This window comes from Clostridium sp. JN-9, from assembly GCF_004103695.1.
GTDB lineage: Bacteria > Bacillota > Clostridia > Clostridiales > Clostridiaceae > JN-9.
On record NZ_CP035280.1, the window covers coordinates 3058080 to 3083389 of the forward strand.

At 37.9% G+C, this 25310-nt stretch carries 13 protein-coding genes, 4 tRNA genes, 5 rRNA genes and 1 pseudogene; 1 reads left to right on the forward strand and 22 read right to left on the reverse strand.

Annotated elements, in window-relative coordinates; genetic code table 11:
• Window positions 1–67 precede the first annotated feature (67 nt).
• The 3 genes and pseudogenes from EQM05_RS14725 to EQM05_RS14735 form a co-directional block, all read right to left on the reverse strand.
• Window positions 68–904, reverse strand: a pseudogene (locus EQM05_RS14725) (transposase); the annotation flags it as partial.
• A 130-nt stretch (window positions 905–1034) separates the two neighbouring features.
• On the reverse strand, window positions 1035–2246 hold the full coding sequence (gene ilvA, locus EQM05_RS14730) for a threonine ammonia-lyase (RefSeq protein ID WP_128750852.1): 1212 nt from the start codon (window positions 2244–2246) through the stop codon (window positions 1035–1037).
• Between the two features lie 122 nt (window positions 2247–2368).
• Window positions 2369–3454, reverse strand: a complete 1086-nt coding sequence (locus tag EQM05_RS14735; RefSeq protein ID WP_128750853.1) for a PIN/TRAM domain-containing protein — start codon at window positions 3452–3454, stop codon at window positions 2369–2371.
• 289 nt (window positions 3455–3743) lie between these two features.
• On the opposite strand from EQM05_RS14735, the gene EQM05_RS14740 reads away from it, so the two are divergent.
• Window positions 3744–4148 carry a DUF1573 domain-containing protein gene (locus tag EQM05_RS14740; protein WP_128750854.1) on the forward strand — a complete coding sequence of 135 codons (405 nt, stop codon included), beginning with the start codon at window positions 3744–3746 and terminating at the stop codon, window positions 4146–4148.
• 37 nt (window positions 4149–4185) lie between these two features.
• Here EQM05_RS14740 and disA read toward each other — a convergent pair whose 3' ends face one another.
• The 19 genes from disA to EQM05_RS14835 form a co-directional block, all read right to left on the reverse strand.
• On the reverse strand, window positions 4186–5259 hold the full coding sequence (gene disA, locus EQM05_RS14745) for a DNA integrity scanning diadenylate cyclase DisA (RefSeq protein ID WP_128750855.1): 1074 nt from the start codon (window positions 5257–5259) through the stop codon (window positions 4186–4188).
• Between the two features lie 24 nt (window positions 5260–5283).
• Complete coding sequence (radA, locus tag EQM05_RS14750) at window positions 5284–6639, reverse strand: DNA repair protein RadA (RefSeq protein ID WP_128750856.1); 1356 nt, start codon at window positions 6637–6639, stop codon at window positions 5284–5286.
• A gap of 162 nt (window positions 6640–6801) precedes the next feature.
• Window positions 6802–7536: a glucosamine-6-phosphate deaminase gene (gene nagB / locus EQM05_RS14755; protein WP_128750857.1), complete on the reverse strand. Its 735-nt coding sequence runs from the start codon at window positions 7534–7536 to the stop codon at window positions 6802–6804.
• A gap of 193 nt (window positions 7537–7729) precedes the next feature.
• A complete protein-coding gene (locus tag EQM05_RS14760; RefSeq protein WP_128750858.1) occupies window positions 7730–10183 on the reverse strand; it encodes an ATP-dependent Clp protease ATP-binding subunit in 2454 nt (817 codons plus the stop codon).
• A gap of 21 nt (window positions 10184–10204) precedes the next feature.
• Window positions 10205–11236 carry a protein arginine kinase gene (locus tag EQM05_RS14765; RefSeq protein ID WP_128750859.1) on the reverse strand — a complete coding sequence of 344 codons (1032 nt, stop codon included), beginning with the start codon at window positions 11234–11236 and terminating at the stop codon, window positions 10205–10207.
• Between the two features lie 11 nt (window positions 11237–11247).
• Complete coding sequence (locus tag EQM05_RS14770; protein WP_128750860.1) at window positions 11248–11769, reverse strand: UvrB/UvrC motif-containing protein; 522 nt, start codon at window positions 11767–11769, stop codon at window positions 11248–11250.
• A 45-nt stretch (window positions 11770–11814) separates the two neighbouring features.
• Window positions 11815–12273, reverse strand: a complete 459-nt coding sequence (locus EQM05_RS14775) for a CtsR family transcriptional regulator (protein WP_128750861.1) — start codon at window positions 12271–12273, stop codon at window positions 11815–11817.
• A gap of 128 nt (window positions 12274–12401) precedes the next feature.
• Window positions 12402–13352, reverse strand: a complete 951-nt coding sequence (locus EQM05_RS14780) for an ROK family protein (RefSeq protein ID WP_128750862.1) — start codon at window positions 13350–13352, stop codon at window positions 12402–12404.
• Window positions 13353–13446: 94 nt separating this feature from the next.
• Window positions 13447–13674 carry a hypothetical protein gene (locus EQM05_RS14785; protein WP_128750863.1) on the reverse strand — a complete coding sequence of 76 codons (228 nt, stop codon included), beginning with the start codon at window positions 13672–13674 and terminating at the stop codon, window positions 13447–13449.
• A gap of 143 nt (window positions 13675–13817) precedes the next feature.
• On the reverse strand, window positions 13818–15902 hold the full coding sequence (fusA, locus tag EQM05_RS14790) for an elongation factor G (protein ID WP_128750864.1): 2085 nt from the start codon (window positions 15900–15902) through the stop codon (window positions 13818–13820).
• 222 nt (window positions 15903–16124) lie between these two features.
• A tRNA-Asn gene (locus EQM05_RS14795) sits at window positions 16125–16199 on the reverse strand.
• Window positions 16200–16232: 33 nt separating this feature from the next.
• Window positions 16233–16349: ribosomal RNA gene (gene rrf / locus EQM05_RS14800) — 5S ribosomal RNA — on the reverse strand.
• Window positions 16350–16558: 209 nt separating this feature from the next.
• Window positions 16559–19466: ribosomal RNA gene (locus EQM05_RS14805) — 23S ribosomal RNA — on the reverse strand.
• Between the two features lie 214 nt (window positions 19467–19680).
• Window positions 19681–19757 (reverse strand) — tRNA-Ile (locus EQM05_RS14810).
• Window positions 19758–19849: 92 nt separating this feature from the next.
• Window positions 19850–21361 (reverse strand): 16S ribosomal RNA (locus tag EQM05_RS14815).
• 452 nt (window positions 21362–21813) lie between these two features.
• Window positions 21814–21889, reverse strand: a tRNA-Ala gene (locus tag EQM05_RS14820).
• A 3-nt stretch (window positions 21890–21892) separates the two neighbouring features.
• Window positions 21893–21969 (reverse strand) — tRNA-Ile (locus tag EQM05_RS14825).
• A gap of 8 nt (window positions 21970–21977) precedes the next feature.
• Window positions 21978–22094, reverse strand: a 5S ribosomal RNA gene (gene rrf / locus EQM05_RS14830).
• Between the two features lie 253 nt (window positions 22095–22347).
• Window positions 22348–25255: ribosomal RNA gene (locus EQM05_RS14835) — 23S ribosomal RNA — on the reverse strand.
• The 16S, 23S and 5S rRNA genes sit together here with 4 tRNA genes alongside, the layout of an rRNA operon.
• Between the last annotated feature and the right edge of the window lie 55 nt (window positions 25256–25310).

Here is a 25310-nt window from a genome sequence, read left to right on the forward strand (position 1 = left end):
TTGTATAGCACTCCACAGGCGTAAATTCCCGAAATAGCCTTCGGTACACATATAAGCGCTTGTTTAATTAAGCTATCTTATATTCTTTAGCATTAGCTAAATTGATTGAAGCATTTAAATCTTCTATTGTTATAAAGCTTGGTTTTTGCTTTATTAACTCACTTACTGTTTTATTAATATAATCAGTTCTAATATTTATAAGTCTTTGATGAAGTTTTTGTACCTTGACTATTTGTTTTTGGATATTTTGACGAGCAGCTTCCCCTTTCTCTTTTTTATTTCTTAATTTTAAACTTTCATATTTCCTTGAAAGCTTTCTTTGCTCACGTTTTAGTTTCTTTTGTAATTTTTTAACTCTTGAAGTTTTGTTTATATTTTTTTTAGTTATTCCATTACTGCAAATTGCAAAATCCATTAGTCCAAGGTCTATACCTATTCCTTCTGAATGGGGTTTATTGTTTACTTGGATATCTTCATCAACTAATACGGAAACATAATATCTATCAGCTTTCTGACTTACTGTTCCACTTGTTACTCTGCCATTAGCTGGGATATAACCGTATTCCTTGAGTCTAACCCAGCCTAAAGTTGGTATTTTAATTCTATGTCTTTCTATAATCCAATCAGTTTTATTGTTTTTAGGAAAATAGGCTTTAACATCTTGATTTTTCTTCTTTTTAAATTTAGGGAAACCACTTTTACCTTTAAAGAACTTCTTAAAAGCTTTTTCTCCATTCATAATAGCCTGTTTAACTGATTTTGAAGATACTTCTTTTATCCAAAGTTTATCTTGATTATTAGGTATATACTCATTATTAAGCCATTTAGAAAAATCCATGCCGCTAACAAATCTTTTTTCTTTTTCATAAACTTCTTTATTATGTGCAACATAAAAGTTATATATTTATAAACTATTTTATCTCTCCTTGATTATGTCAAATGGGATGTTATAAATTAATTCATATTATAATTAATGACTATATTATACTTATTTTATAACTAAAGTCATAAATATAATATAGCCATTTTAAAAATTATCTGCTTAATTCTAAATTATATCCTCTTTCCCTTAACTTATCCACTAAAATATCTGCATGTTCCTTTGACTGTACTTCTACTTCAAATGATACATAAGCATAATCCAGCCCTTTCTCATTCCAGTTATTATCCTGCCTTGTTTTAACTATGTTTGCTCCTAATGAAACAATATTGGTAACCAGTGATCCCAGCTGTCCGACTTTATCCTGTATTTCTATTGTAAATCGCAGTCTTCTTGTCTGCCTGACTAATTCCCTGTCAATTATTTTCTCAATCATTGCTATATCAATATTGCCGCCGCTTATTAAAGAAACTATGTTTTTGCCTTTAAAGTTCAGCTTATCTGCTAATATTGCAGCTAATGGTACAGCTCCAGCTCCCTCAGTTACTAATTTAGCTCTTTCCATTAACATAAATATTGAATGGGTGATTTCGTCCTCAGTAACAGTAATCACATCATCTACATACTTTTTAATATATTCAAAGCACAGATTTCCTGGTGTTCTTACAGAAATCCCATCTGCCAGAGATTTGGCACCTGGTACTGTTACTATTTCATTTTTTTCTAATGACATTTTTGTTGACGCAATAAGACCAGCTTGAACTCCTATTACCTTAACATCAGGTTTTATAGATTTTGCAGCTACTGCAATACCTGATATTAATCCTCCTCCTCCGATTGGCACTAAAATAATATCTGTTTCGGGCAGCTCCTCTAATATTTCTAAAGCTATTGTTCCCTGACCAGCCATAACCTGTATATCGTTAAATGGATGTATAAAAGTTAATCCCTGTGATTTTTGAATTTCAACTGCTTTTTCATAGCATTCATCATACACTTCTCCAAATTGCACAACTTCAGCTCCATATCTTCTTGTAGCCTGAACCTTTGACAATGGCGCAGTTATAGGCATGACAATGGTAGACTTTACTCCAAAAGCTGTTGCCGCATATGCCACTCCCTGTGCATGATTGCCGGCTGATGATGCTATTACTCCTTTTTCTCTTTCATCTTCTGTTAAGCTGGCAATCTTATTATATGCTCCCCTTAGTTTAAAGGCACCTGTCTTTTGTTTATTTTCACACTTTAGATAAATATTATTGCCGCTTAAATTAGAGAATGTACTAGAATAAATTAAAGGAGTTTTTCTAACCACTCCCTTAATGCTGCTCATGGCTTGTTTAATCATTTCTAAATTCAATTCCATTATAATTACTCTCCTAAATCTAAATTGTTTACTATTGCTTCCATGACTTCTGAATCAAAAAACTCCCCCTGCATAGGGCGAGTTATCACAGTGCCGCTTGACTTTTTACTAATTTTCATCGTTTAATCCTTTTGTTTTGCAAAAATCATTCTTCCTGCTGCCGTTTGAAGCACCGAAGTTACCACAACATTCATTATTTCTCCAATATGCTTTCGTCCGCCTTCAACAACAATCATAGTACCATCATCAAGGTATCCGATTCCCTGACTTGATTCTTTACCATCCTTAATTATTTGAATAGTCATCTCTTCGCCAGGAAGGACTACAGGTTTGACAGCATTTGCCAGCTCATTTATATTCAATACAGGAACCCCTTGAAATTCAGCTACCTTATTTAAATTATAATCATTTGTTATTACCTTACCATTAAGTAATTGTGCCAACTTTAAAAGTTTACTGTCAACTTCAGCTATTTCAGGAAAATCCTTTTCATAGATTTCCACTTCAATGTTTAATTCCTTCTGAATTTTGTTTAAAACATCCAGTCCTCTTCTTCCTCTGTTCCTTTTTAATCCATCAGATGAATCGGCTATATGCCTTAGTTCCTCCAAAACGAAATTTGGAATTACCAAAGTACCTTCTACAAATCCAGTCTGACAGATGTCAAATATTCTTCCATCTATTATTACCGATGTATCCAATACCTTTGGTGTACCTTTATGTCCTTTAGTCTTTTTTTCTTTTGGGGGGCTTGACTTCTTTATATTTGAAAACCATGAAGTTATTTCTTCCCTTTTCTTAATTGATATATTAGCACCTAATGCTGCCATTAATACTGCAACTACAAAAGCTAAAAAGATGCCAACATAAGGAATTTTCCCTATTAAATTTAAAAAGAAAGCAGATATTATAAGTCCCACTATGGCACCTGCAGTACCAAATAATATTTCATTAGCCGGGAGCCTTTGAATACTCCCTTCAAAATAGTCCATAACTTTCATTATCCAGGAAATCATCCACGGAGAAATCATAAAAAATATGAATCCAAATAAAATTGTTGAAAGAACCAAGAATAAAATCAAATTCACCGTACTATTAAAATTGCCCAGCTTTAAAAAATAGCTCATCTTGGAAGTTTCATTTGCAATGTAATATCCCAAAATTAATCCGATCATTGTAAAAAGTCCTCTTAAAATCTTCTTAATCAATGATTTCACCTCCTCTTTTAATTATTAACAATTTTTTCATTCTAAAACATACCTTATTTAAACTATATATTATTAATTACTTTTTTTCAATAATTCATATATTAATTAATAATTTATTTAATAATTAATAATATATCCCCCTATGAAAAATTACTTATCTAATTTATTATATAGAATATGCAGTGAAATTTGTTTTATATAATGTATTACCTTTATTGACAAAATAATCAGAAAAAAATTATAATTGAAGCATATACAGCTATTAAATCTTTGTAAGGAGTTGAAGCTGATGAAAGATATTATTTTTGATAACTTTCAAAATGCAGTAAATGATTCCCTTTTAAGGCATAAAAGCATTTTGGATATAATTACAAAACTACAGGAGTCAGATTCTAGAATAAATAGAGCTGTTGTAAAGTCTGTAACAAACTGTGGATGTATAAAAGTAAACGCACAAAAGCAAACTCTTCCTAATGAAAAAGACAATGTTAATATTGAGTCATTGGAAAACTGTTTAAAGACTCATGTTGAAGGTGAGTTATGCAATAACTGCAGAGATGTTATTGAACAGGAAATTGGAAACCATTTATTCTATTTAGCATCTCTATGCAATACATTGGATCTAAATTTATATGATATTCTGCTGAAGGAATACGATAGAATAGGTACACTAGGAAAATACTCACTAAGGTAGTATAATAATGACTATATATATTTCAAGTATATAGTCATTATTTCTCATTATAATTATTATCTATCATTATTTGCTCCCTTAGCCTTCTTAATCCATTTTTTATTGCCTTAGCTCTTGCTTCTCCAATTCCCTCCACATTATCCAACTGCTCATAGGTAGCATCCATCACACTTTTTAATTCTTTAAAATTCTTCACTAAATTATCAATTACATTAGCTGGTATTCGGGGAATCTTACTTAACATTCTGTACCCTCTTGGTGAAATCAAAGTATCCACTAAAGGCACTCCAACATATCCTAAGGCCTTAGAAATAAGATCCAGGTTTAATAGCTCCTCGGAGCTCATATTTTGTATTTGCTTATATATTTCATTATAATCATAATCATCCTGGCAGTAATCTCTTATAAGCAATATACCATCCTGCTCTACACTTCTGATTAATTCATTTAACTGCATTGAAATAAGTCTTCCTTCATTGCCTAGTTCACATATATATCTTTCTATTTCGCCTACTATTCTCATTACCATTTCTGTACGCTGAATCGCAGTTACAACATCAAATAATGTTGATAAGTCCTGAAATTCCAATATGTTTAAATTGCCCACAACCCTGTCCAGTACTGACACATATTTTTCTAAAGTCTGCAGTGCCTGGTTTGCTCTTCCAAGAATAACACTGCTGTCTCTTAAGACATATTTTATATTTCCCTTATATACGGTTATTATGTTTCTCCTTTGAGATATTGCAATAACTAATATCCCAGTCTGTTTTGCCACTCTGTCTGCTGTTCTATGTCTTGTTCCGGTTTCCATAGTAGGAGTTGTACTTGCAGGAATCAATTGAGTATTGGCGTAAACTATTTTTTTTAAGTCAGAACTTATTACTAGTGCTCCATCCATCTTTGCAAGCTCATATACATTTGAAGGATTATAGTCAGCATTTATACAAAAGCCGCCATCTACCATTTGTAAAATCTGCTCAGTATCACCAATAACAAGCAATCCACCAGTTTTAGCTCTTAAAATATTTTCAAGTCCCTCTCTTAAAGGCGTGCCTGGTGCCATCATTTTAAGTATATTCATTAATTCTTTATCTTTTTCTATCCTCAAATTTCTCACCCTAAATAATTATTTTTAAAATACTTTTGCTACTGCCTCTTTTAAAGAAGAAACACCAATTATATTAACTGTATTATTTCTAATTTTTTCAGAATTTCTTTTTGGAATAATAAAATTTTTAAATCCCATTTTTATACCTTCATTTACAATTCTTTCACACATGGAAATTGGTCTGACCTCTCCAATAAGTCCTACTTCTCCTATAACAAGTAAATTTTCCATACCGGCTTCCCTTGTTTTTGCACTTGATATTAATGCTAGTGCTAACCCTAGGTCTGCATAAGTGCCCTCTATATTAAGCCCACCTACAACATTAGCATATACATCTGATGAATAAAAGGGTATCTTTAATTTTTTTTCTAAAACAGCTAATATTAAATTTAACCTTTGTATATCAATGCCAACGGCAGTTCTTCTTGGCATTATTGCCTTTGTCTCACTTACAAGTGCCTGAATTTCAACTAATATAGGCCTTGTTCCTTCCATTATTCCAATTACAATTGAGCCTTCTTTTTGAAATGAAGTATCCTCTAAAAATACTTGCGAAGGATTATAAATTTCAATAAGTCCCTCTTCTTTCATTTCGAATACTCCAATTTCACTTGTAGTTCCGAATCTATTTTTTACTGTCCTAAGAATTCTAAACTCTTCAGTTCTTTCACCTTCAAAGGAAAGCACCGTATCCACCATATGCTCTAAAACCCTTGGTCCGGCTAGTTCCCCCTGTTTAGTGATATGAGCGACAATAAAAAATGATATATTATTTGTTTTCCCTATTCTCATTATATCGTTAGCTGTTTCGCGAACTTGAGACACACTTCCAGGTGCGGAAGTAATATTTGGTTTGAATAGTGTCTGAATTGAGTCCATTATGACAAAAACAGGATTAATATTTTTTATATGTTCCCCTATTGCATCCATATTTGTTTCAGGTACAACATACAAATTAGAACTGTGAACTTTTAATCTGTCGCCTCTCATTTTTATTTGTTCCTCAGACTCTTCCCCAGAAACGTACAATACCTTGCCATATTTCTCAGCAATATATTCAGCAGTCTGAAGTAAAAGTGTTGATTTTCCAATGCCAGGTGCACCAGATATAAGTGTAAGTGACCCTCTTACAAGTCCACCACCTAATACTCTGTTTAACTCTTTAATTCCAGTGTCCATTCTTTCATATTCACTAGATTTTATATCAGTTATTTTTTTAGGTAAACTATTTGTTATAATACTTAGAATACTTTTATCCTGGGAAGCCTTTACCTCTTCAGCCATGGTATTCCACTCACCGCAGCCCGGACATTTTCCCATCCACTTTAATGACTCATATCCGCACTGTTGACATACAAATACGGTTTTTACTTTTCCCATTACATCAGCTCCTATACTCATCTAAAAGTATATTATACCTTATTTTATCATTTTTAGTTGTCTTAAAACAGAAATATGGCAAAAAAATAAGATACTTGTCATTTTATTTTATAACAAGTATCTTACTTATTTAATAATTACTCTATAATGTTTATTTTCTTATCAATGTTTTTTTAAACAAGCTGCTGCACTTTCATCAACTATTACTGTTACATCTCTATGGACTTGTAAAATTGATGCTGGTATATTAGTACTTATTTTACCTTCAACAAGTTTCCCAATTATCTCTGCTTTGTTACTGCCGTTAGCCAGTAATAATATTTTCTTTGCCTTCATTATACTGCCTAAGCCCATTGTAATAGCCTGTGTTGGTACTTCATCTTTTGAATCAAAAAATCTTGAGTTTACATCAATTGTGTTTTGAGTCAGATTTGTAAGATGAGTATTCATATATAAGAACTCTGATGGCTCATTAAAACCAATATGACCATTTTGACCTATTCCTAAAATTTGAATATCAATTCCACCATGCTTTGCCACATTTTCATCATAGCTGGCACACTCGGCCTTAATGTCATCTGCCATTCCGTTTGGAACAAATGTATTATCTTTATTAATATTAATATAGTCAAATAATTTACTATTCATAAAATATCTATAACTTTGAGGATGGCCTGCTGGTAATCCCTTATACTCATCAAGATTAAAAGATGTTACAGATGAAAAGTCCACCTTGCCTTCATTATATAGGTTAATTAACTCCTTGTATGTTCCCTCAGGAGTACTTCCTGTAGCTAATCCTAAAACACAATCCATTTTGTTATTTATTGTTTCAGCAATCTCAAGTGCTGCTGCTTTGCTTAATTCATTATAATCTTTTACTGTAACAACTCTCATTAATAATCTACCTCTTCCCTTAAATATTATATAAATAAATTTTATTTGCCTGATCGATTTCACTATATATATTATAACCTATATACCTATAGTTGTCTATACCAATATAAATATATTTTATTCTTTTATTTACCATATGAAATAAAACTTTAAAAATATAGACTCTGTATTTTTTATACAGAGTCTTATAATCTTATTGAGCTACCTTTTGATCTACCTTTTGGAAATTCAATTCATTATCCTTTACCCCAACACTTACAGTGTCTCCTTTTTTTACATGTCCCATTAAGATCTCTTCTGAAAGCTTATCTTCAACAGTTTTTGTTATGGCTCTTCTTAATGGTCTTGCACCGTAGTTTAAATCGAATCCCTCTTTGGTCAGATATTTTTGTGATTCATTGTCAAATAATAAACTTATATCCTGCTCTTTTAATCTTTTTGTTACTGTTCTAAGCATTAATTTTACTATTTGAAGTAAATCTTTTTCATCCAGCTGATGGAATACTATAATATCATCTATTCTATTTAAAAACTCAGGTCTGAAAGATTTCTTCAGTTCTTCCATGACATTTTCTTTCATGCTCTCATATTCTGTTTCTTTTTCGGATTCACCATTTAAAGCAAATCCCATAGACTTTTGTTTTTTTATAGTAGATGCTCCTACATTTGATGTCATAATAATAATAGTATTCTTAAAGTTTACAGTCTTTCCTTTTCCATCTGTTAATCTGCCATCCTCTAATATCTGTAATAGTATATTAAATACTTCAGGATGTGCCTTTTCTATTTCATCAAATAATACTACAGAGTATGGGTGCCTTCTCACTTTCTCCGTGAGCTGTCCTCCATCATCAAATCCAACATATCCTGGAGGTGATCCAATTAATCTTGATACTGAATATTTCTCCATATATTCTGACATATCAATTCTAATCATATTGTTTTCATCACCGAACATTGCTTCAGCTAATGCCTTAGACAGCTCTGTTTTACCAACACCAGTAGGTCCCAGGAAAATAAATGAACCAATTGGTCTTTTTGGATCCTTTAATCCCACCCTTGCTCTTCTGACAGCTCTTGATATTGATTTTACTGCTTCATCCTGACCTATAACTCTTTTATGCAGGATTTCTTCAAGTTTTAGTAATCTTTCGGATTCCTTTTCAGTAAGTTTTTCAACTGGAATGTTAGCCCACTTGGATACAACTGCAGCAATCTGCGGCTCGTCAACTTTTAGATTTGATACTTCTTTATATGTCTTCCAGTCATTCTTTAATCCATCTAATTTATCCTTAAGTTGTTTTTCATTATCTCTCAGCTTAGCAGCTTTTTCAAAGTCCTGTACTCGAATTGCATCCTCTTTTTCCTTTGTAGTCTTTTCAAGTTCAGACTCTATATTTTTTAAGTCAGGAGGTGTTGTCATATTTTCAATTCTTACCTTGGCAGCAGCCTCATCCATAAGGTCTATAGCTTTATCCGGAAGATATCTGTCTGTGATATATCTATCAGACAAATTCACTGCAGCTAAGATTGCATTATCTGTGATTTTTACTCTATGGTGAGCTTCATATTTATCTCTTAAGCCCTGCAGTATTTGCACTGCCTCTTCTTTTGTAGGTTCTCCAACCACTATTGGCTGAAATCTTCTTTCAAGTGCCGTATCCTTCTCTATATACTTTCTGTATTCATCAATAGTTGTGGCACCAATGCACTGAATTTCTCCTCTTGCAAGTGAAGGCTTTAAAATATTTGATGCATCAATTGCCCCTTCTGCTCCACCTGCTCCTATTATTGTATGAATTTCATCAATGAATAATATTACATTGCCAGATGTTCTTATTTCATCCATTACCTTTTTAAGTCTTTCCTCAAATTCACCTCTATACTTTGATCCTGCTACCATAGAAGATAAATCTAAAGTAACTACTCTTTTATTTTTTAATATTTCAGGTATATTTCCAGCAACTATCTTCTCAGCCAAGCCCTCAGCAATTGCAGTTTTTCCAACTCCAGGATCACCAATTAAGCAGGGATTATTTTTTGTTCTTCTGCATAAAATTTCAAGAACCCTCTGTGTCTCAGCATCTCTGCCAATTACTGGGTCAAGCTTTCCTTCACTGGCCATTTGTGTTAAATCCCTGCCATACTGGTTCAAAGTTGGCGTGTCCTGTTTTGCAGCATTAGCTGAATTACTAACTGAATTATTCTGTTCGCCAGATAAACTTTCTAATAACTCTTTTCTCAGTTTCTCAAAGTCAACACCAAGATTACTTAAAATTGTAAAAGCCACACCTTCTGCTTCCCTGATTAATGCAAGAAGCATGTGTTCTGGACTAATATAATTATGATTTAAATCCCTTGCTTCTAAAAGACTGATTTCTAAAAGTCTTTTAGTTCTTGGAGTAAGGGGGATTTCATTTCTAAATAAGTCCATGTCCCCTTTTCCTTCATATTCTTCTATAAGTTCTCTTACCCCATCTGCTGTTATTCCCATATTATTTAAAATATTTTTAGCCGTACCCTCTTCATCTAGTATTCCTAAAAGTATATGTTCTGTACCCACATAACCGTGCTGCAGGCTCTGTGCCTCCTGTTGAGCATAAACTAAAACTTTTTGTGCTCTTTCGGTAAACCTTCCAAACATCATAAAAATCACCACCCTATTTTATTAATTTTTTTGATCTAATGTTTCTCTTACGATTCGTGCCCTATAATAATTCTTGTCTTTTTCATTTAGCTTTGTATTGAAAATTTTCTGCAGCATTGCTGGTTGAGTATTAACTAATAAGCTATTTAATAGCTTTTTATCCACATTTTTAATTATTCCCAATTCTACTCCTAATCTTACTTGAGAGATTAAGTTTAGTCCCTCTGATAAATCAAGCAGTCTTGCTGACTTCAATATTCCTAAAGCCCTATGCATCCTATCCTCAATTTCATATGAATAATTTTGCATTAACTTCTGTCTTGAGATATTTTCCTGATTAATTATTTGATTTATTACAGCATTTAAGTTATTCATTATTTCTTTCTCAGTTATACCTAATGAAATCTGGTTAGATATCTGATATAAGTTGCCGCTTACCTTTGATCCCTCTCCATAGAGCCCTCTTATTGTCATTCCTACCTGAGAAACAGCTTTTAAGATATCAGTTATTTCATTACTTATGGATAAAGCAGGTAAATGCATCATAACTGATGCCCTCATTCCAGTTCCAACATTAGTTGGACAGGCTGTTAAATATCCTAATCTTTCATCATAGGCGTAATCTACTTTACTTTCAATTAAATTATCCAGATTATTTGCTGTATCATATGCCTCTTCTAAATTTAAGCTTGAAGTTATACACTGAATTCTGATATGGTCTTCTTCATTCAGCATAATACTAATCGTTTCATCTTTGTCTGAGATAAATGCAGCTTTTTTATAATTGCTTAATAATTTATAGCTAATTAAGTGCTTTTCAAAATAAGTCTTATTGTTAAGTGAATCGGATTCCCACAATTTTGTGGTTTTAAATTTATCCTTATACTCTGGTAAATCAAGTATTGAATCATTAATCATTTCAACAATTTCCTTACCTTTTTCATCGCTTAACTTATCAGGGAAAGGTATATCTTTGATATTTCTAGCAAGCCTGACTCTGCTGCTTATAACTATATCATCATTTTTTCCTTCAGCCTTCAACCAATTCTCCATACTCTTTCCTCCTAACCAATTTCCTTTTGAAGTTCTTTTATTTTATCCCTTAGTTCAGCTGCCTTTTCGTATTCCTCAGCTGCAATTGCTTTTTGCAGTTCTTCCTTAAGAGTAACTATCCTTTTCTTTTCAATGATGCCCTTTCCTAATTTTTTAGGTATTTTCCCTTTATGCTCCGAGCCCAGCTGCACTCTGTTTATTATCGGCATAACTGTCTGATTAAAACTCTTATAGCATTGACTGCATCCTAATAGTCCTGTTTTTTTAAATTCAGAATAAGTTGTGCCGCAGTTAGGACATACAAGCTCCGTATTATTATCACTATTATTAGATTGACTTATATAATCAACAATCCCACCCAGAATATTTTGAAATGTAAATGGAGCCCCTACATCAAAGAAGTCATTATTTAACTCTAACCCCTGTTTTTCTCTTGCACATTTTTCACAAAGATTAGCTTCTCTTTTTACTCCATTTACTATTTTAGTAATATGAATTGTAGCCTCGTTTTTCTTACAATTTTCACATAACATATTATCACCTCTCTAAATTATATAAATTATACCACATTATACCACCTATGTTATTATTACTAAGAACATTGATTTCAAAATATCTGCTCTTAATCTATTCTTACTTTCTGTACATGAACTCAATGTTCTGTCATTCATGGTTACTTTTATTAAATTTCCTTCTCTTTTAGTTATTAATTCGGATTCATATAAGGCATCAACTATCTGAGCAGCTGAATCATAGGTTATGCTGTCTCCAATTTTCTCGTTTACTACTTCCATAAATGGCTTGTTTTCATCAAGTAGAACCCTTTTAATAATTATACATCCGCCGCCTCCTCTTTTACTTTCTATATAATAACCCTTATCTGTTGTGAATCTGGTGGTAAGTACATAATTAATTTGAGACGGTGCACAGCTAAAATGATTTGCAAGTTCATTTCTTTGTATTTGAACCTCACCTGAATTATTATCTTCAATCATCTCTTTTATAAACTGTTCAATTACATCAGATAATCTAACCATGTTAGGCCTCCTTGTCTTTGTCTTTCTTTGACCTTTATTTTATATTAATATATTTTTTCATAAATTTCAATACTTTTATACAAAAAGAAGCTAATAATTTATTAGCTTCAAAAATATTTATTCATTAATTACTTAATTTCCATTATTGCAAGTGATACAGCACCAATTACTCCTGCATCATTGCCTAACATAGCAGGAACTATTCTGCAGTTTTCTGCCATAACCTGAAAACATCTTTTATTTACAACCTGTTGAACTTTTTCAAAAACTATGCTGCCTCCATTTGCTACACCACCGCCAATTACAAATACTTCAGGATCAAACATAGTTATTAAATTTGCAACTCCTATTCCCAAGTATTCCAGGCTCTTATCTAATACTTTTTGTGATAAAGCATCACCTTTAGCAGCTTCTTTAAATACCTCTGCAGCAGTAACCTTTTCATAATTTAATAAAGATGTGTTATCTCCATTTTTTATACACTCTATAGCTTGTCTAGCAATTGCTGTTCCTGATGCAAGTGCTTCAACGCATCCATAATTACCACAATTACACCTTGGTCCTTGTGGTTCAATTGTCATATGCCCAACTTCAAGAGCATTAAAAGTATTGCCTCTATATATCTTTCCGTTTAAAATTGCTCCGCCGCCAATGCCGGTACTTACAGTAACATACACCATGTTTTGTGTTCCTTTTCCAGCTCCAAGCATATATTCTCCTATGGCAGCAACATTAGCATCATTATCTAAAAAAGTAGGTATTTTATATTTATTTTTTATTGGTTCTACTAATTTAAAATTTTTAAATGGTAAATTCGGTGTTGTGATAATCATTCCCTTTTTAGGATCTAAAGGTCCTGGTGATCCTATTCCTATTGCTTTAATATTTTCTGTATTTTCCACTGACTCGTCAATCAGCTTGTCAATAACGGATATTATTCTTTGAAGAACTATTTGCTCCCCCTGGTCTGCATTAGTTGGTATAGTATATTTATTAATAACGTTACCCTTAATATCTGCCAGAGCACCGCTTATTTTTGTTCCCCCTAAGTCTATACCTATTACAAGATCTTTTTCCACTTTTGAAACCTCCTATGGTTTTTATTTTATTATAACATACCCATTATATATCATTACATCATAACTCTATATTTAATAGATTAAAATTTATAGCCTATTTTTTAATTGCTTCAATACAACAGCCATCCTGGTCTTCCCTTACGGTAACTGAAAAATTATTCTTTATAAGTATAGAACACATTATATCTTTTAATTCATCACTGTTATTATGCAATGTAATAGTAAGATTGTCATTTTTATCAACTATATTTACATAATCATCAAAACTACTATAATCTTGTAATTGAATATCTGAATTTACCCATAAACGATAGTCTGACATGTACTTCCGCTCCTTTAAGATGAATAATAAAAACCTAGCAATATTTTTTACATATAGCTTATAAAATATTCTGTAACATTATACCAGGTATACTTAAAAGAAAAGATCCTTGGCAGCATTAAACTGCAAAGGATCTCTTATAACTATACTTCAACATTTTGCTTCTTTGCTTTTTCAATTATTTTTTCACTCTCTGTGGGTGGTACCTCCTCGTATCTTTCAAATTTCATTGTAAAACTTCCTCTAGCCTGAGTCATTGATCTTAAATCTGTAGCATATTTAAACATTTCTGCCTGAGGAACCTCTGCAATAACTCTTTGACTTTTAGCATCCTGCTCCATACCAAGTACTCTTCCTCGTTTTTTATTTATATCTCCAATTACATCGCCCATATAATCTTCCGGTACAATAACCTCAACATGCATTATCGGCTCCAGCAGTATAGACTGAGCATCTACTAGTCCCTTTTTATAAGCTAAAGAGGCTGCTACTTTAAATGCCATTTCTGAAGAATCTACCGGGTGATAGGATCCATCATGGAGAGTTGCCCTGAGTCTTATAACCGGATATCCAGCTAATACTCCATGCTGAATGCATTCTCTTAAACCCTTTTCCACTGCAGGAATATATTGCCTTGGCACAACACCTCCTACAACCTTATCCACAAATTCTAATTCATCCCCATCGTCTCTAGGCTCGAAAAGTATTTTAACATCTCCATACTGACCATGGCCTCCAGATTGCTTTTTATGTTTTCCTTGAACATCTGCACTTTTTTTAATGGTCTCTCTGTATGGAACTTTAGGTAATTCAAGAGAAACATCAACTCCAAATTTTGTTTTAAGCTTATTTGCTATAACCTCTAAATGAGTTTCTCCTGTTCCGCATATTATAGTTGCAGCATTTTCCAAATCTCTGTATACCTTAAATGTTGGATCTTCTTCAAGGAGTTTATTTAAACCGTTTGAAATTTTATCTTCATCATTTTTAGATTTTGGTAATACTGCCCTTAATAAAGAGGGCTCAGGGAAATCAATTTTTTCAAACATTATCTTATGATTTATGTCACATAAAGTGTCTCCAGTTGATGTAAATTGTAATTTTGACACAGCACCAATATCTCCTGCTGTAATTTCATTTGCCGGTATTTGTGATTTACCTTTCAAAAAGTACAATGTGCCTATCTTCTCCTGCTTATCTTTGTTTGAATTATATATTAATGTATCAGATTTAATTTTTCCACTGATAACTCTAAATAGAGACAACTTACCCACAAATGGGTCTGCAATTGTTTTGAATACAAATGCTGATGCTGGTGCGTCCTCTTCAAATTTAATCATTTTTTCTGTGTTGCTATCAACACTTACTGTCTTTTTTCCTTCCACATCTAATGGTGAAGGGAAACACTCCACTATATCTTCTAATAATATTTCAACTCCTATTCCATGCAATGCACTTCCACACATTACTGGTGCAATGTCTCCATTAATAGAGCCCTTTATCAGACCTGTATATATCTCCTCATCACTTAACTGGCCTTCTGAGAAGTATTTATCTAAAAGCTTTTCATCTGTCTCAGCTACAGCTTCCATAATCATATTTTTACATTCATCAACTTTATCTAATAAGTCAGGTGGGACATCTCCTGGCTCCATCTTATTTGTCTTTGAATTAAAAATTCTTGCCCTTCTTGAAATAACATTTACAACTCCTGTAAATTCATTTTCCATTCCTATAGGATATTGAATTGGCACAACGGAGATGCCAAATCTATCCTTTAAACTTGTAAGAACTTTATCAAAATTGCTATTTTCACGATCAAGTTTATTTACATAAAAGGATCTTGGCATCTTATTTTCATTAACATAATCCCAAGCCTTTTCAGTTCCAACTTTTATTCCGGAAACACCAGATACAGCTATTATTACTGTGTCAACAGCCTTTAAACCTTCTATTGCTTCTCCTACGAAATCAAAATATCCTGGCATGTCAACTATATTAATTTTAGTATTATCATATTCACATGGTGCAATTGCTGTGGATATGGATATTTTTCTTTTCTTTTCTTCCGGATCAAAATCACATACTGTATTTTCTTCTTCTATTTTACCTAATCTATCGCTTGCCTTAGTGTAGTAAAGTATTGCTTCTGCTAATGTAGTTTTACCAGATCCGCTGTGGCCAACAAAGCCTACATTTCTCAAGTTTTTTGTTTTCAAATCTTTCATAAGCAATTCCCCCTTAAAACTATTTGGCTTTAATAAATATATTCTATTTATTTATTAAAATTCCTTTTAAAATAATTTAAATTTTCTAAATTATTTGTTAATATATTTATTAGCAAAATTTAGAAACATTATTCATGTATTTAAAAAAGAAAAAGCTAATAATTATCTACCGAAATAAATTAATTATTAGCTTTATTATTATAACCATTCAAAAAATAAAAATGGCTCCGCGAAAAGGATTCGAACCTTCAACCCTTCGGTTAACAGCCGAATGCTCCACCGTTGAGCTATCGCGGAACAATTTGTTAGTTAAATAAAATATTTAACTGAACCTGGCAACTACCTACTCTCCCACAGAGCCTCCCCTGCAGTACCATCGGCGCAATGAAGCTTAACCTTCGTGTTCGGAATGGGAACGGGTGTTACCTTCACGCCATCACTACCAGATACATTTACATTTAAATTTAGTGCTTTTGACATAAATACTCAGTAACCTTAAGAGGTAACCGGTGTAATTTTTAACACAAATCACAGATTTGCTAAATTACCCGTTAAATGTCATTTAGACATTTAACCCTTCACGCCATTATTACCAGATCTAAATTAAAGAACAAAGATTAAAATCTTGTTCTTTCAAAATTGCACAGTATAATTATTTGGTCAAGCCCTCGACCTATTAGTATTAGTCAGCTGAACATGTTGCCATGCTTACACCTCTAACCTATCAACCTAGTGTTCTTCTAGGGGTCTTACTAGCTTACGCTATGGGAAATCTAATCTTGAGGTGGGTTTCACGCTTAGATGCTTTCAGCGTTTATCCCGTCCCGACATAGCTACCCAGCCATGCTCCTGGCGGAACAACTGGTACACCAGAGGTCAGTCCATCCCGGTCCTCTCGTACTAAGGACAGCTCCTCTCAAATTTCCTACGCCCGCGACGGATAGGGACCGAACTGTCTCACGACGTTCTGAACCCAGCTCGCGTGCCGCTTTAATGGGCGAACAGCCCAACCCTTGGGACCTACTTCAGCCCCAGGATGCGACGAGCCGACATCGAGGTGCCAAACCTCCCCGTCGATGTGGACTCTTGGGGGAGATCAGCCTGTTATCCCCGAGGTAGCTTTTATCCGTTGAGCGATGGCCCTCCCACGAGGAACCACCGGATCACTAAGCCCGACTTTCGTCCCTGCTCCACTTGTATGTGTCGCAGTCAAGCTCCCTTCTGCCTTTGCACTCTTCGCGCGATTTCCAACCGCACTGAGGGAACTTTTGGGCGCCTCCGTTACATTTTAGGAGGCGACCGCCCCAGTCAAACTGCCCACCTAACAATGTCCCGTGACCAGTTTCATGGCCACCGGTTAGAATCTCAGTACTGTCAGGGTGGTATCCCAAGGGTGACTCCACAGAAGCTGACGCCCCTGCTTCGCAGTCTCCCACCTATCCTGTACAGACAATACCGAAACTCAATGCTAAGCTACAGTAAAGCTCTACGGGGTCTTTCCGTCCAATCGCGGGTAGCAAGCATCTTCACTTGCACTACAATTTCGCCGGATTTGTTGTCGAGACAGTGCCCAAGTCATTACGCCATTCGTGCGGGTCGGAACTTACCCGACAAGGAATTTCGCTACCTTAGGACCGTTATAGTTACGGCCGCCGTTTACTGGGGCTTAAGTTCACCGCTTCACTTACGTTAACGGATCCCCTTAACCTTCCAGCACCGGGCAGGCGTCAGCCCCTATACTTCAGCTTTCGCTTTAGCAGAGACCTGTGTTTTTGCTAAACAGTTGCTTGGGCCTATTCTCTGCGGCCTGCCGTGAGGCAGGCACCCCTTCTCCCGAAGTTACGGGGTCAATTTGCCGAGTTCCTTGACAACAATTCTTCCGATGGTCTTAGGATTCTCTCCTCACCTACCTGTGTCGGTTTGCGGTACGGGCACCAACTTCCTCCATAGAGACTTTTCTCGGCAGCGTGGAATCGGATACTTCGCGACGATAATTTCGCTCCCCATGACACCTCATCATTGATCAGACGGATTTGCCTGTCTGACCTGACTAAGTGCTTAGACGCACATCCAATAGTGCGCACATCCTATCCTCCTGCGTCATCCCATTTGTAATAACGTCAGTTGGCGGTATCGGAATATCAACCGATTGTCCATCACCTACGCCTTTCGGCCTCGGCTTAGGTCCCGACTAACCCTGAGCGGACGAACCTTCCTCAGGAAACCTTAGGTTTTCGACCAATAAGATTCTCACTTATTTCTCGCTACTTATGCCAGCATACTCACTCCTGTACAGTCCACCGCTCCTTTCGGTACGACTTCAGCCCATACAGGAAGCTCCTCTACCACGTACACGTAGTGTACATCCATAGCTTCGGTGGTAAGTTTTAGCCCCGGACATCTTCGGCGCAGGACCTCTCGACTAGTGAGCTATTACGCACTCTTTAAATGAGTGGCTGCTTCTAAGCCAACATCCTAGTTGTCTTAGAAATCCCACATCCTTTTCCACTTAACTTACACTTTGGGACCTTAGCTGATGATCTGGGCTGTTTCCCTTTTGACCACGGATCTTATCACTCGTAGTCTGACTGCTGAGATTCAAGTATATGGCATTCGGAGTTTGATAGGGTTCAGTAACTGTTGTCAGCCCCTAGCCCATTCAGTGCTCTACCTCCACTACTCATTCTCAACGCTAGCCCTAAAGCTATTTCGAGGAGAACCAGCTATCTCCGAGTTCGATTGGAATTTCTCCGCTATCCACAGCTCATCCCATGATTTTTCAACACCAATGTGGTTCGGTCCTCCACGGAATTTTACTTCCGCTTCAACCTGTCCATGGATAGGTCACCCGGTTTCGGGTCTACAGCATGCAACTAGTCGCCCTATTCAGACTCGGTTTCCCTTCGGCTCCGTACCTTAAGTACTTAACCTTGCTACATACCGTAACTCGCTGGCTCGTTCTACAAAAAGCACGTCATCACACGTTAAAGTGCTATGACCGGTTGTAGGCACACGGTTTCAGATTCTATTTCACTCCCCTTCCGGGGTTCTTTTCACCTTTCCCTCACGGTACTTCTTCACTATCGGTCACCAGTTAGTATTTAGCCTTGGGAGGTGGTCCTCCCTGCTTCCCACAAGGTTTCACGTGTCTCGTGGTACTCTGGAATAGATCTTTAAGACTTCCTTTTTCACTTACAGGGCTGTTACCTTCTACGGCGGTCCTTTCCAGAACCTTCAGTTAAATGATGTCTCACATATTGATCTATCCACAACCCCAGGAACAAGTTCCTGGTTTGGGCTCTTTCCCTTTCGCTCGCCGCTACTTAGAAAATCGATTTTTCTTTCTCTTCCTCCGGGTACTTAGATGTTTCAGTTCCCCGGGTATAGCCCTATAAACCTATGAATTCAGTTTATAGTACATACCGTTAGGTATGTGGGTTTCCCCATTTGGAAATCTCCGGATCACAGGCTATTTGCGCCTACCCGAAGCTTATCGCAGCTTATCGCGTCCTTCTTCGCCTACTGGTGCCAAGGCATTCACCATGCGCCCTTTGTAGCTTGACCTTCAAAATCTCTATAAGCGACCCATTACTGCGTCAGCTGCCTTCACTGCGGTGCTCATTTACCTTGAGTAAACTCCGCTCCTCGCTCAAGCTTTTCCTCGTCTTGTTCGCTACTATCAATTTTCCTTTAAATAAAGTAATCTTAATACAAAGGTATTTTTGTATACCTTAACTTTAATGTAAACTTTTTATACTGTGCAATTTTCAAAGAACAATGGTGGGCTTAAATGGACTCGAACCATCGACCTCACGCTTATCAGGCGTGCGCTCTAACCAGCTGAGCTATAAGCCCAAATAAATAAAGATCATAAATGATCTTTCAAAATTAAGCAGAGAAGTAAACCAAGCTTTCATGTAAGTTATCCTTACATGTCGACTCCTTAGAAAGGAGGTGATCCAGCCGCAGGTTCTCCTACGGCTACCTTGTTACGACTTCACCCCAATTACTAATCCCACCTTCGGCCGCTGACTCCTTACGGTTATCTCACGGACTTCGGGTGTTACCAGCTCTCATGGTGTGACGGGCGGTGTGTACAAGGCCCGGGAACGTATTCACCGCGACATTCTGATTCGCGATTACTAGCAACTCCAGCTTCATGTAGGCGAGTTTCAGCCTACAATCCGAACTGGGATGGGTTTTAGAGTTTGGCTCCACCTCGCGGTATTGCATCTCTCTGTACCCACCATTGTAGCACGTGTGTTGCCCTGGACATAAAGGGCATGATGATTTGACGTCATCCCCACCTTCCTCCCGGTTAACCCGGGCAGTCTCACTAGAGTGCTCAACTTAATGGTAGCAACTAATGATAAGGGTTGCGCTCGTTGCAGGACTTAACCTAACATCTCACGACACGAGCTGACGACAACCATGCACCACCTGTCTCCCTGCCCCGAAGGGCTTCGCCTATCTCTAGGTTATTCAGGGGATGTCAAGTCCAGGTAAGGTTCTTCGCGTTGCTTCGAATTAAACCACATGCTCCGCTGCTTGTGCGGGCCCCCGTCAATTCCTTTGAGTTTTAATCTTGCGATCGTACTCCCCAGGCGGAATACTTATTGTGTTAACTGCGGCACAGAAGGGGTCGATACCTCCTACACCTAGTATTCATCGTTTACGGCGTGGACTACCAGGGTATCTAATCCTGTTTGCTACCCACGCTTTCGTGCCTCAGCGTCAGTTACAGTCCAGAGAATCGCCTTCGCCACTGGTGTTCTTCCTAATCTCTACGCATTTCACCGCTACACTAGGAATTCCATTCTCCTCTCCTGCACTCTAGATATCCAGTTTGAAATGCAGTACCCAAGTTAAGCCCGGGTATTTCACATCTCACTTAAACATCCGCCTACGCACCCTTTACGCCCAGTAAATCCGGACAACGCTTGCCACCTACGTATTACCGCGGCTGCTGGCACGTAGTTAGCCGTGGCTTCCTCCTTTGGTACCGTCATTATCGTCCCAAAAGACAGAGCTTTACAATCCGAAGACCTTCATCACTCACGCGGCGTTGCTGCATCAGGGTTTCCCCCATTGTGCAATATTCCCCACTGCTGCCTCCCGTAGGAGTCTGGACCGTGTCTCAGTTCCAATGTGGCCGATCACCCTCTCAGGTCGGCTACGCATCGTTGCCTTGGTGAGCCGTTACCTCACCAACTAGCTAATGCGCCGCGGGCCCATCTCAAAGCGGATTACTCCTTTGATTAGAATATCATGTGATACCCTAATGTTATGCGGTATTAATCTCCCTTTCGGGAGGCTATCCCCCTCTTTGAGGCAGGTTGCCCACGTGTTACTCACCCGTCCGCCGCTAATCCGTCCCCCAAGGAACTTCATCGCTCGACTTGCATGTGTTAAGCACGCCGCCAGCGTTCGTCCTGAGCCAGGATCAAACTCTCAATTTAAAAGTTTGATTGCTCATTACTTTATACTCTATAAAAGAATTGCTGGTTTATTTAACAAGTTTTTACCTGTTATCTTCTCTGTTTAATTTTCAAAGATCATGTCTGTCATCTGACAGCTTTTATATCTTATCATGTTGCTTTTACATTGTCAACAAGAATTTTAAATTTAATTCAAATAAATTTTACTCGAAGACAACTATATAATAACATGGTGTCCTAACGGACGACTTATATATATTAACACTTTTGTATCTTATAATAAATAATATAATCCACAAAAAATTTGATTTATAATGTAGATACTTTATTATCCTAATATATACTTATAAATCCTCATAATGATACACCAGGTAAAGTATTAGCCCTTTTAATTTATATAATCCTATATCTATAATATAATTTTTTATAATTATATATAAAAAAGAATCATCTATAATTAGATAATTCTTTTTTGGTGGAGAATAAGGGATTCGAACCCTTGACCCCCTGCGTGCAAGGCAGGTGCTCTCCCAGCTGAGCTAATCCCCCATATGGTGGACCTTCAGGGACTCGAACCCCGGACCAACCGGTTATGAGCCGGTTGCTCTAACCAACTGAGCTAAAGATCCAATTGTTCACCTGGCAACTACCTACTCTCCCACAGAGCCTCCCCTGCAGTACCATCGGCGCAATGAAGCTTAACCTTCGTGTTCGGAATGGGAACGGGTGTTACCTTCACGCCATTATTACCAGATACATTTACATTTAAATTTAGTGTTTTTGACATAAATACTCAGTCACTTTAAGGGGTAACCGGTGTAATTTTTAACGCAAATCACAGATTTGCTAAATTACCCGTTAAATGTCATTTAGACATTTAACCCTTCACGCCATCATTACCAGATACATTTACATATCACAGTTATAAATTATATTATACAAAGATAACTTTGTCAATATATTTAAAGAAAGAAAATTGTTCTTTCAAAATTGCACAGTATAATTATTTGGTCAAGCCCTCGACCTATTAGTATTAGTCAGCTGAACATGTTGCCATGCTTACACCTCTAACCTATCAACCTAGTGTTCTTCTAGGGGTCTTACTAGCTTACGCTATGGGAAATCTAATCTTGAGGTGGGTTTCACGCTTAGATGCTTTCAGCGTTTATCCCGTCCCGACATAGCTACCCAGCCATGCTCCTGGCGGAACAACTGGTACACCAGAGGTCAGTCCATCCCGGTCCTCTCGTACTAAGGACAGCTCCTCTCAAATTTCCTACGCCCGCGACGGATAGGGACCGAACTGTCTCACGACGTTCTGAACCCAGCTCGCGTGCCGCTTTAATGGGCGAACAGCCCAACCCTTGGGACCTACTTCAGCCCCAGGATGCGACGAGCCGACATCGAGGTGCCAAACCTCCCCGTCGATGTGGACTCTTGGGGGAGATCAGCCTGTTATCCCCGAGGTAGCTTTTATCCGTTGAGCGATGGCCCTCCCACGAGGAACCACCGGATCACTAAGCCCGACTTTCGTCCCTGCTCCACTTGTATGTGTCGCAGTCAAGCTCCCTTCTGCCTTTGCACTCTTCGCGCGATTTCCAACCGCACTGAGGGAACTTTTGGGCGCCTCCGTTACATTTTAGGAGGCGACCGCCCCAGTCAAACTGCCCACCTAACAATGTCCCGTGACCAGTTTCATGGCCACCGGTTAGAATCTCAGTACTGTCAGGGTGGTATCCCAAGGGTGACTCCACAGAAGCTGACGCCCCTGCTTCGCAGTCTCCCACCTATCCTGTACAGACAATACCGAAACTCAATGCTAAGCTACAGTAAAGCTCTACGGGGTCTTTCCGTCCAATCGCGGGTAGCAAGCATCTTCACTTGCACTACAATTTCGCCGGATTTGTTGTCGAGACAGTGCCCAAGTCATTACGCCATTCGTGCGGGTCGGAACTTACCCGACAAGGAATTTCGCTACCTTAGGACCGTTATAGTTACGGCCGCCGTTTACTGGGGCTTAAGTTCACCGCTTCACTTACGTTAACGGATCCCCTTAACCTTCCAGCACCGGGCAGGCGTCAGCCCCTATACTTCAGCTTTCGCTTTAGCAGAGACCTGTGTTTTTGCTAAACAGTTGCTTGGGCCTATTCTCTGCGACCTGCCGTGAGGCAGGCACCCCTTCTCCCGAAGTTACGGGGTCAATTTGCCGAGTTCCTTGACAACAATTCTTCCGATGGTCTTAGGATTCTCTCCTCACCTACCTGTGTCGGTTTGCGGTACGGGCACCAACTTCCTCCATAGAGACTTTTCTCGGCAGCGTGGAATCGGATACTTCGCGACGATAATTTCGCTCCCCATGACACCTCATCATTGATCAGACGGATTTGCCTGTCTGACCTGACTAAGTGCTTAGACGCACATCCAATAGTGCGCACATCCTATCCTCCTGCGTCATCCCATTTGTAATAACGTCAGTTGGCGGTATCGGAATATCAACCGATTGTCCATCACCTACGCCTTTCGGCCTCGGCTTAGGTCCCGACTAACCCTGAGCGGACGAACCTTCCTCAGGAAACCTTAGGTTTTCGACCAATAAGATTCTCACTTATTTCTCGCTACTTATGCCAGCATACTCACTCCTGTACAGTCCACCGCTCCTTTCGGTACGACTTCAGCCCATACAGGAAGCTCCTCTACCACGTACACGTAGTGTACATCCATAGCTTCGGTGGTAAGTTTTAGCCCCGGACATCTTCGGCGCAGGACCTCTCGACTAGTGAGCTATTACGCACTCTTTAAATGAGTGGCTGCTTCTAAGCCAACATCCTAGTTGTCTTAGAAATCCCACATCCTTTTCCACTTAACTTACACTTTGGGACCTTAGCTGATGATCTGGGCTGTTTCCCTTTTGACCACGGATCTTATCACTCGTAGTCTGACTGCTGAGATTCAAGTATATGGCATTCGGAGTTTGATAGGGTTCAGTAACTGTTGTCAGCCCCTAGCCCATTCAGTGCTCTACCTCCACTACTCATTCTCAACGCTAGCCCTAAAGCTATTTCGAGGAGAACCAGCTATCTCCGAGTTCGATTGGAATTTCTCCGCTATCCACAGCTCATCCCATGATTTTTCAACACCAATGTGGTTCGGTCCTCCACGGAATTTTACTTCCGCTTCAACCTGTCCATGGATAGGTCACCCGGTTTCGGGTCTACAGCATGCAACTAGTCGCCCTATTCAGACTCGGTTTCCCTTCGGCTCCGTACCTTAAGTACTTAACCTTGCTACATACCGTAACTCGCTGGCTCGTTCTACAAAAAGCACGTCATCACACGTTAAAGTGCTATGACCGGTTGTAGGCACACGGTTTCAGATTCTATTTCACTCCCCTTCCGGGGTTCTTTTCACCTTTCCCTCACGGTACTTCTTCACTATCGGTCACCAGTTAGTATTTAGCCTTGGGAGGTGGTCCTCCCTGCTTCCCACAAGGTTTCACGTGTCTCGTGGTACTCTGGAATAGATCTTTAAGACTTCCTTTTTCACTTACAGGGCTGTTACCTTCTACGGCGGTCCTTTCCAGAACCTTCAGTTAAATGATGTCTCACATAATGATCTATCCACAACCCCAGGAACAAGTTCCTGGTTTGGGCTCTTTCCCTTTCGCTCGCCGCTACTCAGAAAATCGATTTTTCTTTCTCTTCCTCCGGGTACTTAGATGTTTCAGTTCCCCGGGTCTAGCCCTATAAACCTATGAATTCAGTTTATAGTACATACCGTTAGGTATGTGGGTTTCCCCATTTGGAAATCTCCGGATCACAGGCTATTTGCGCCTACCCGAAGCTTATCGCAGCTTATCGCGTCCTTCTTCGCCTACTGGTGCCAAGGCATTCACCATGCGCCCTTTGTAGCTTGACCTTTAAAATAAAGTAATCTTAATACAAAGGTATTTTTGTATACCTTAACTTTAATG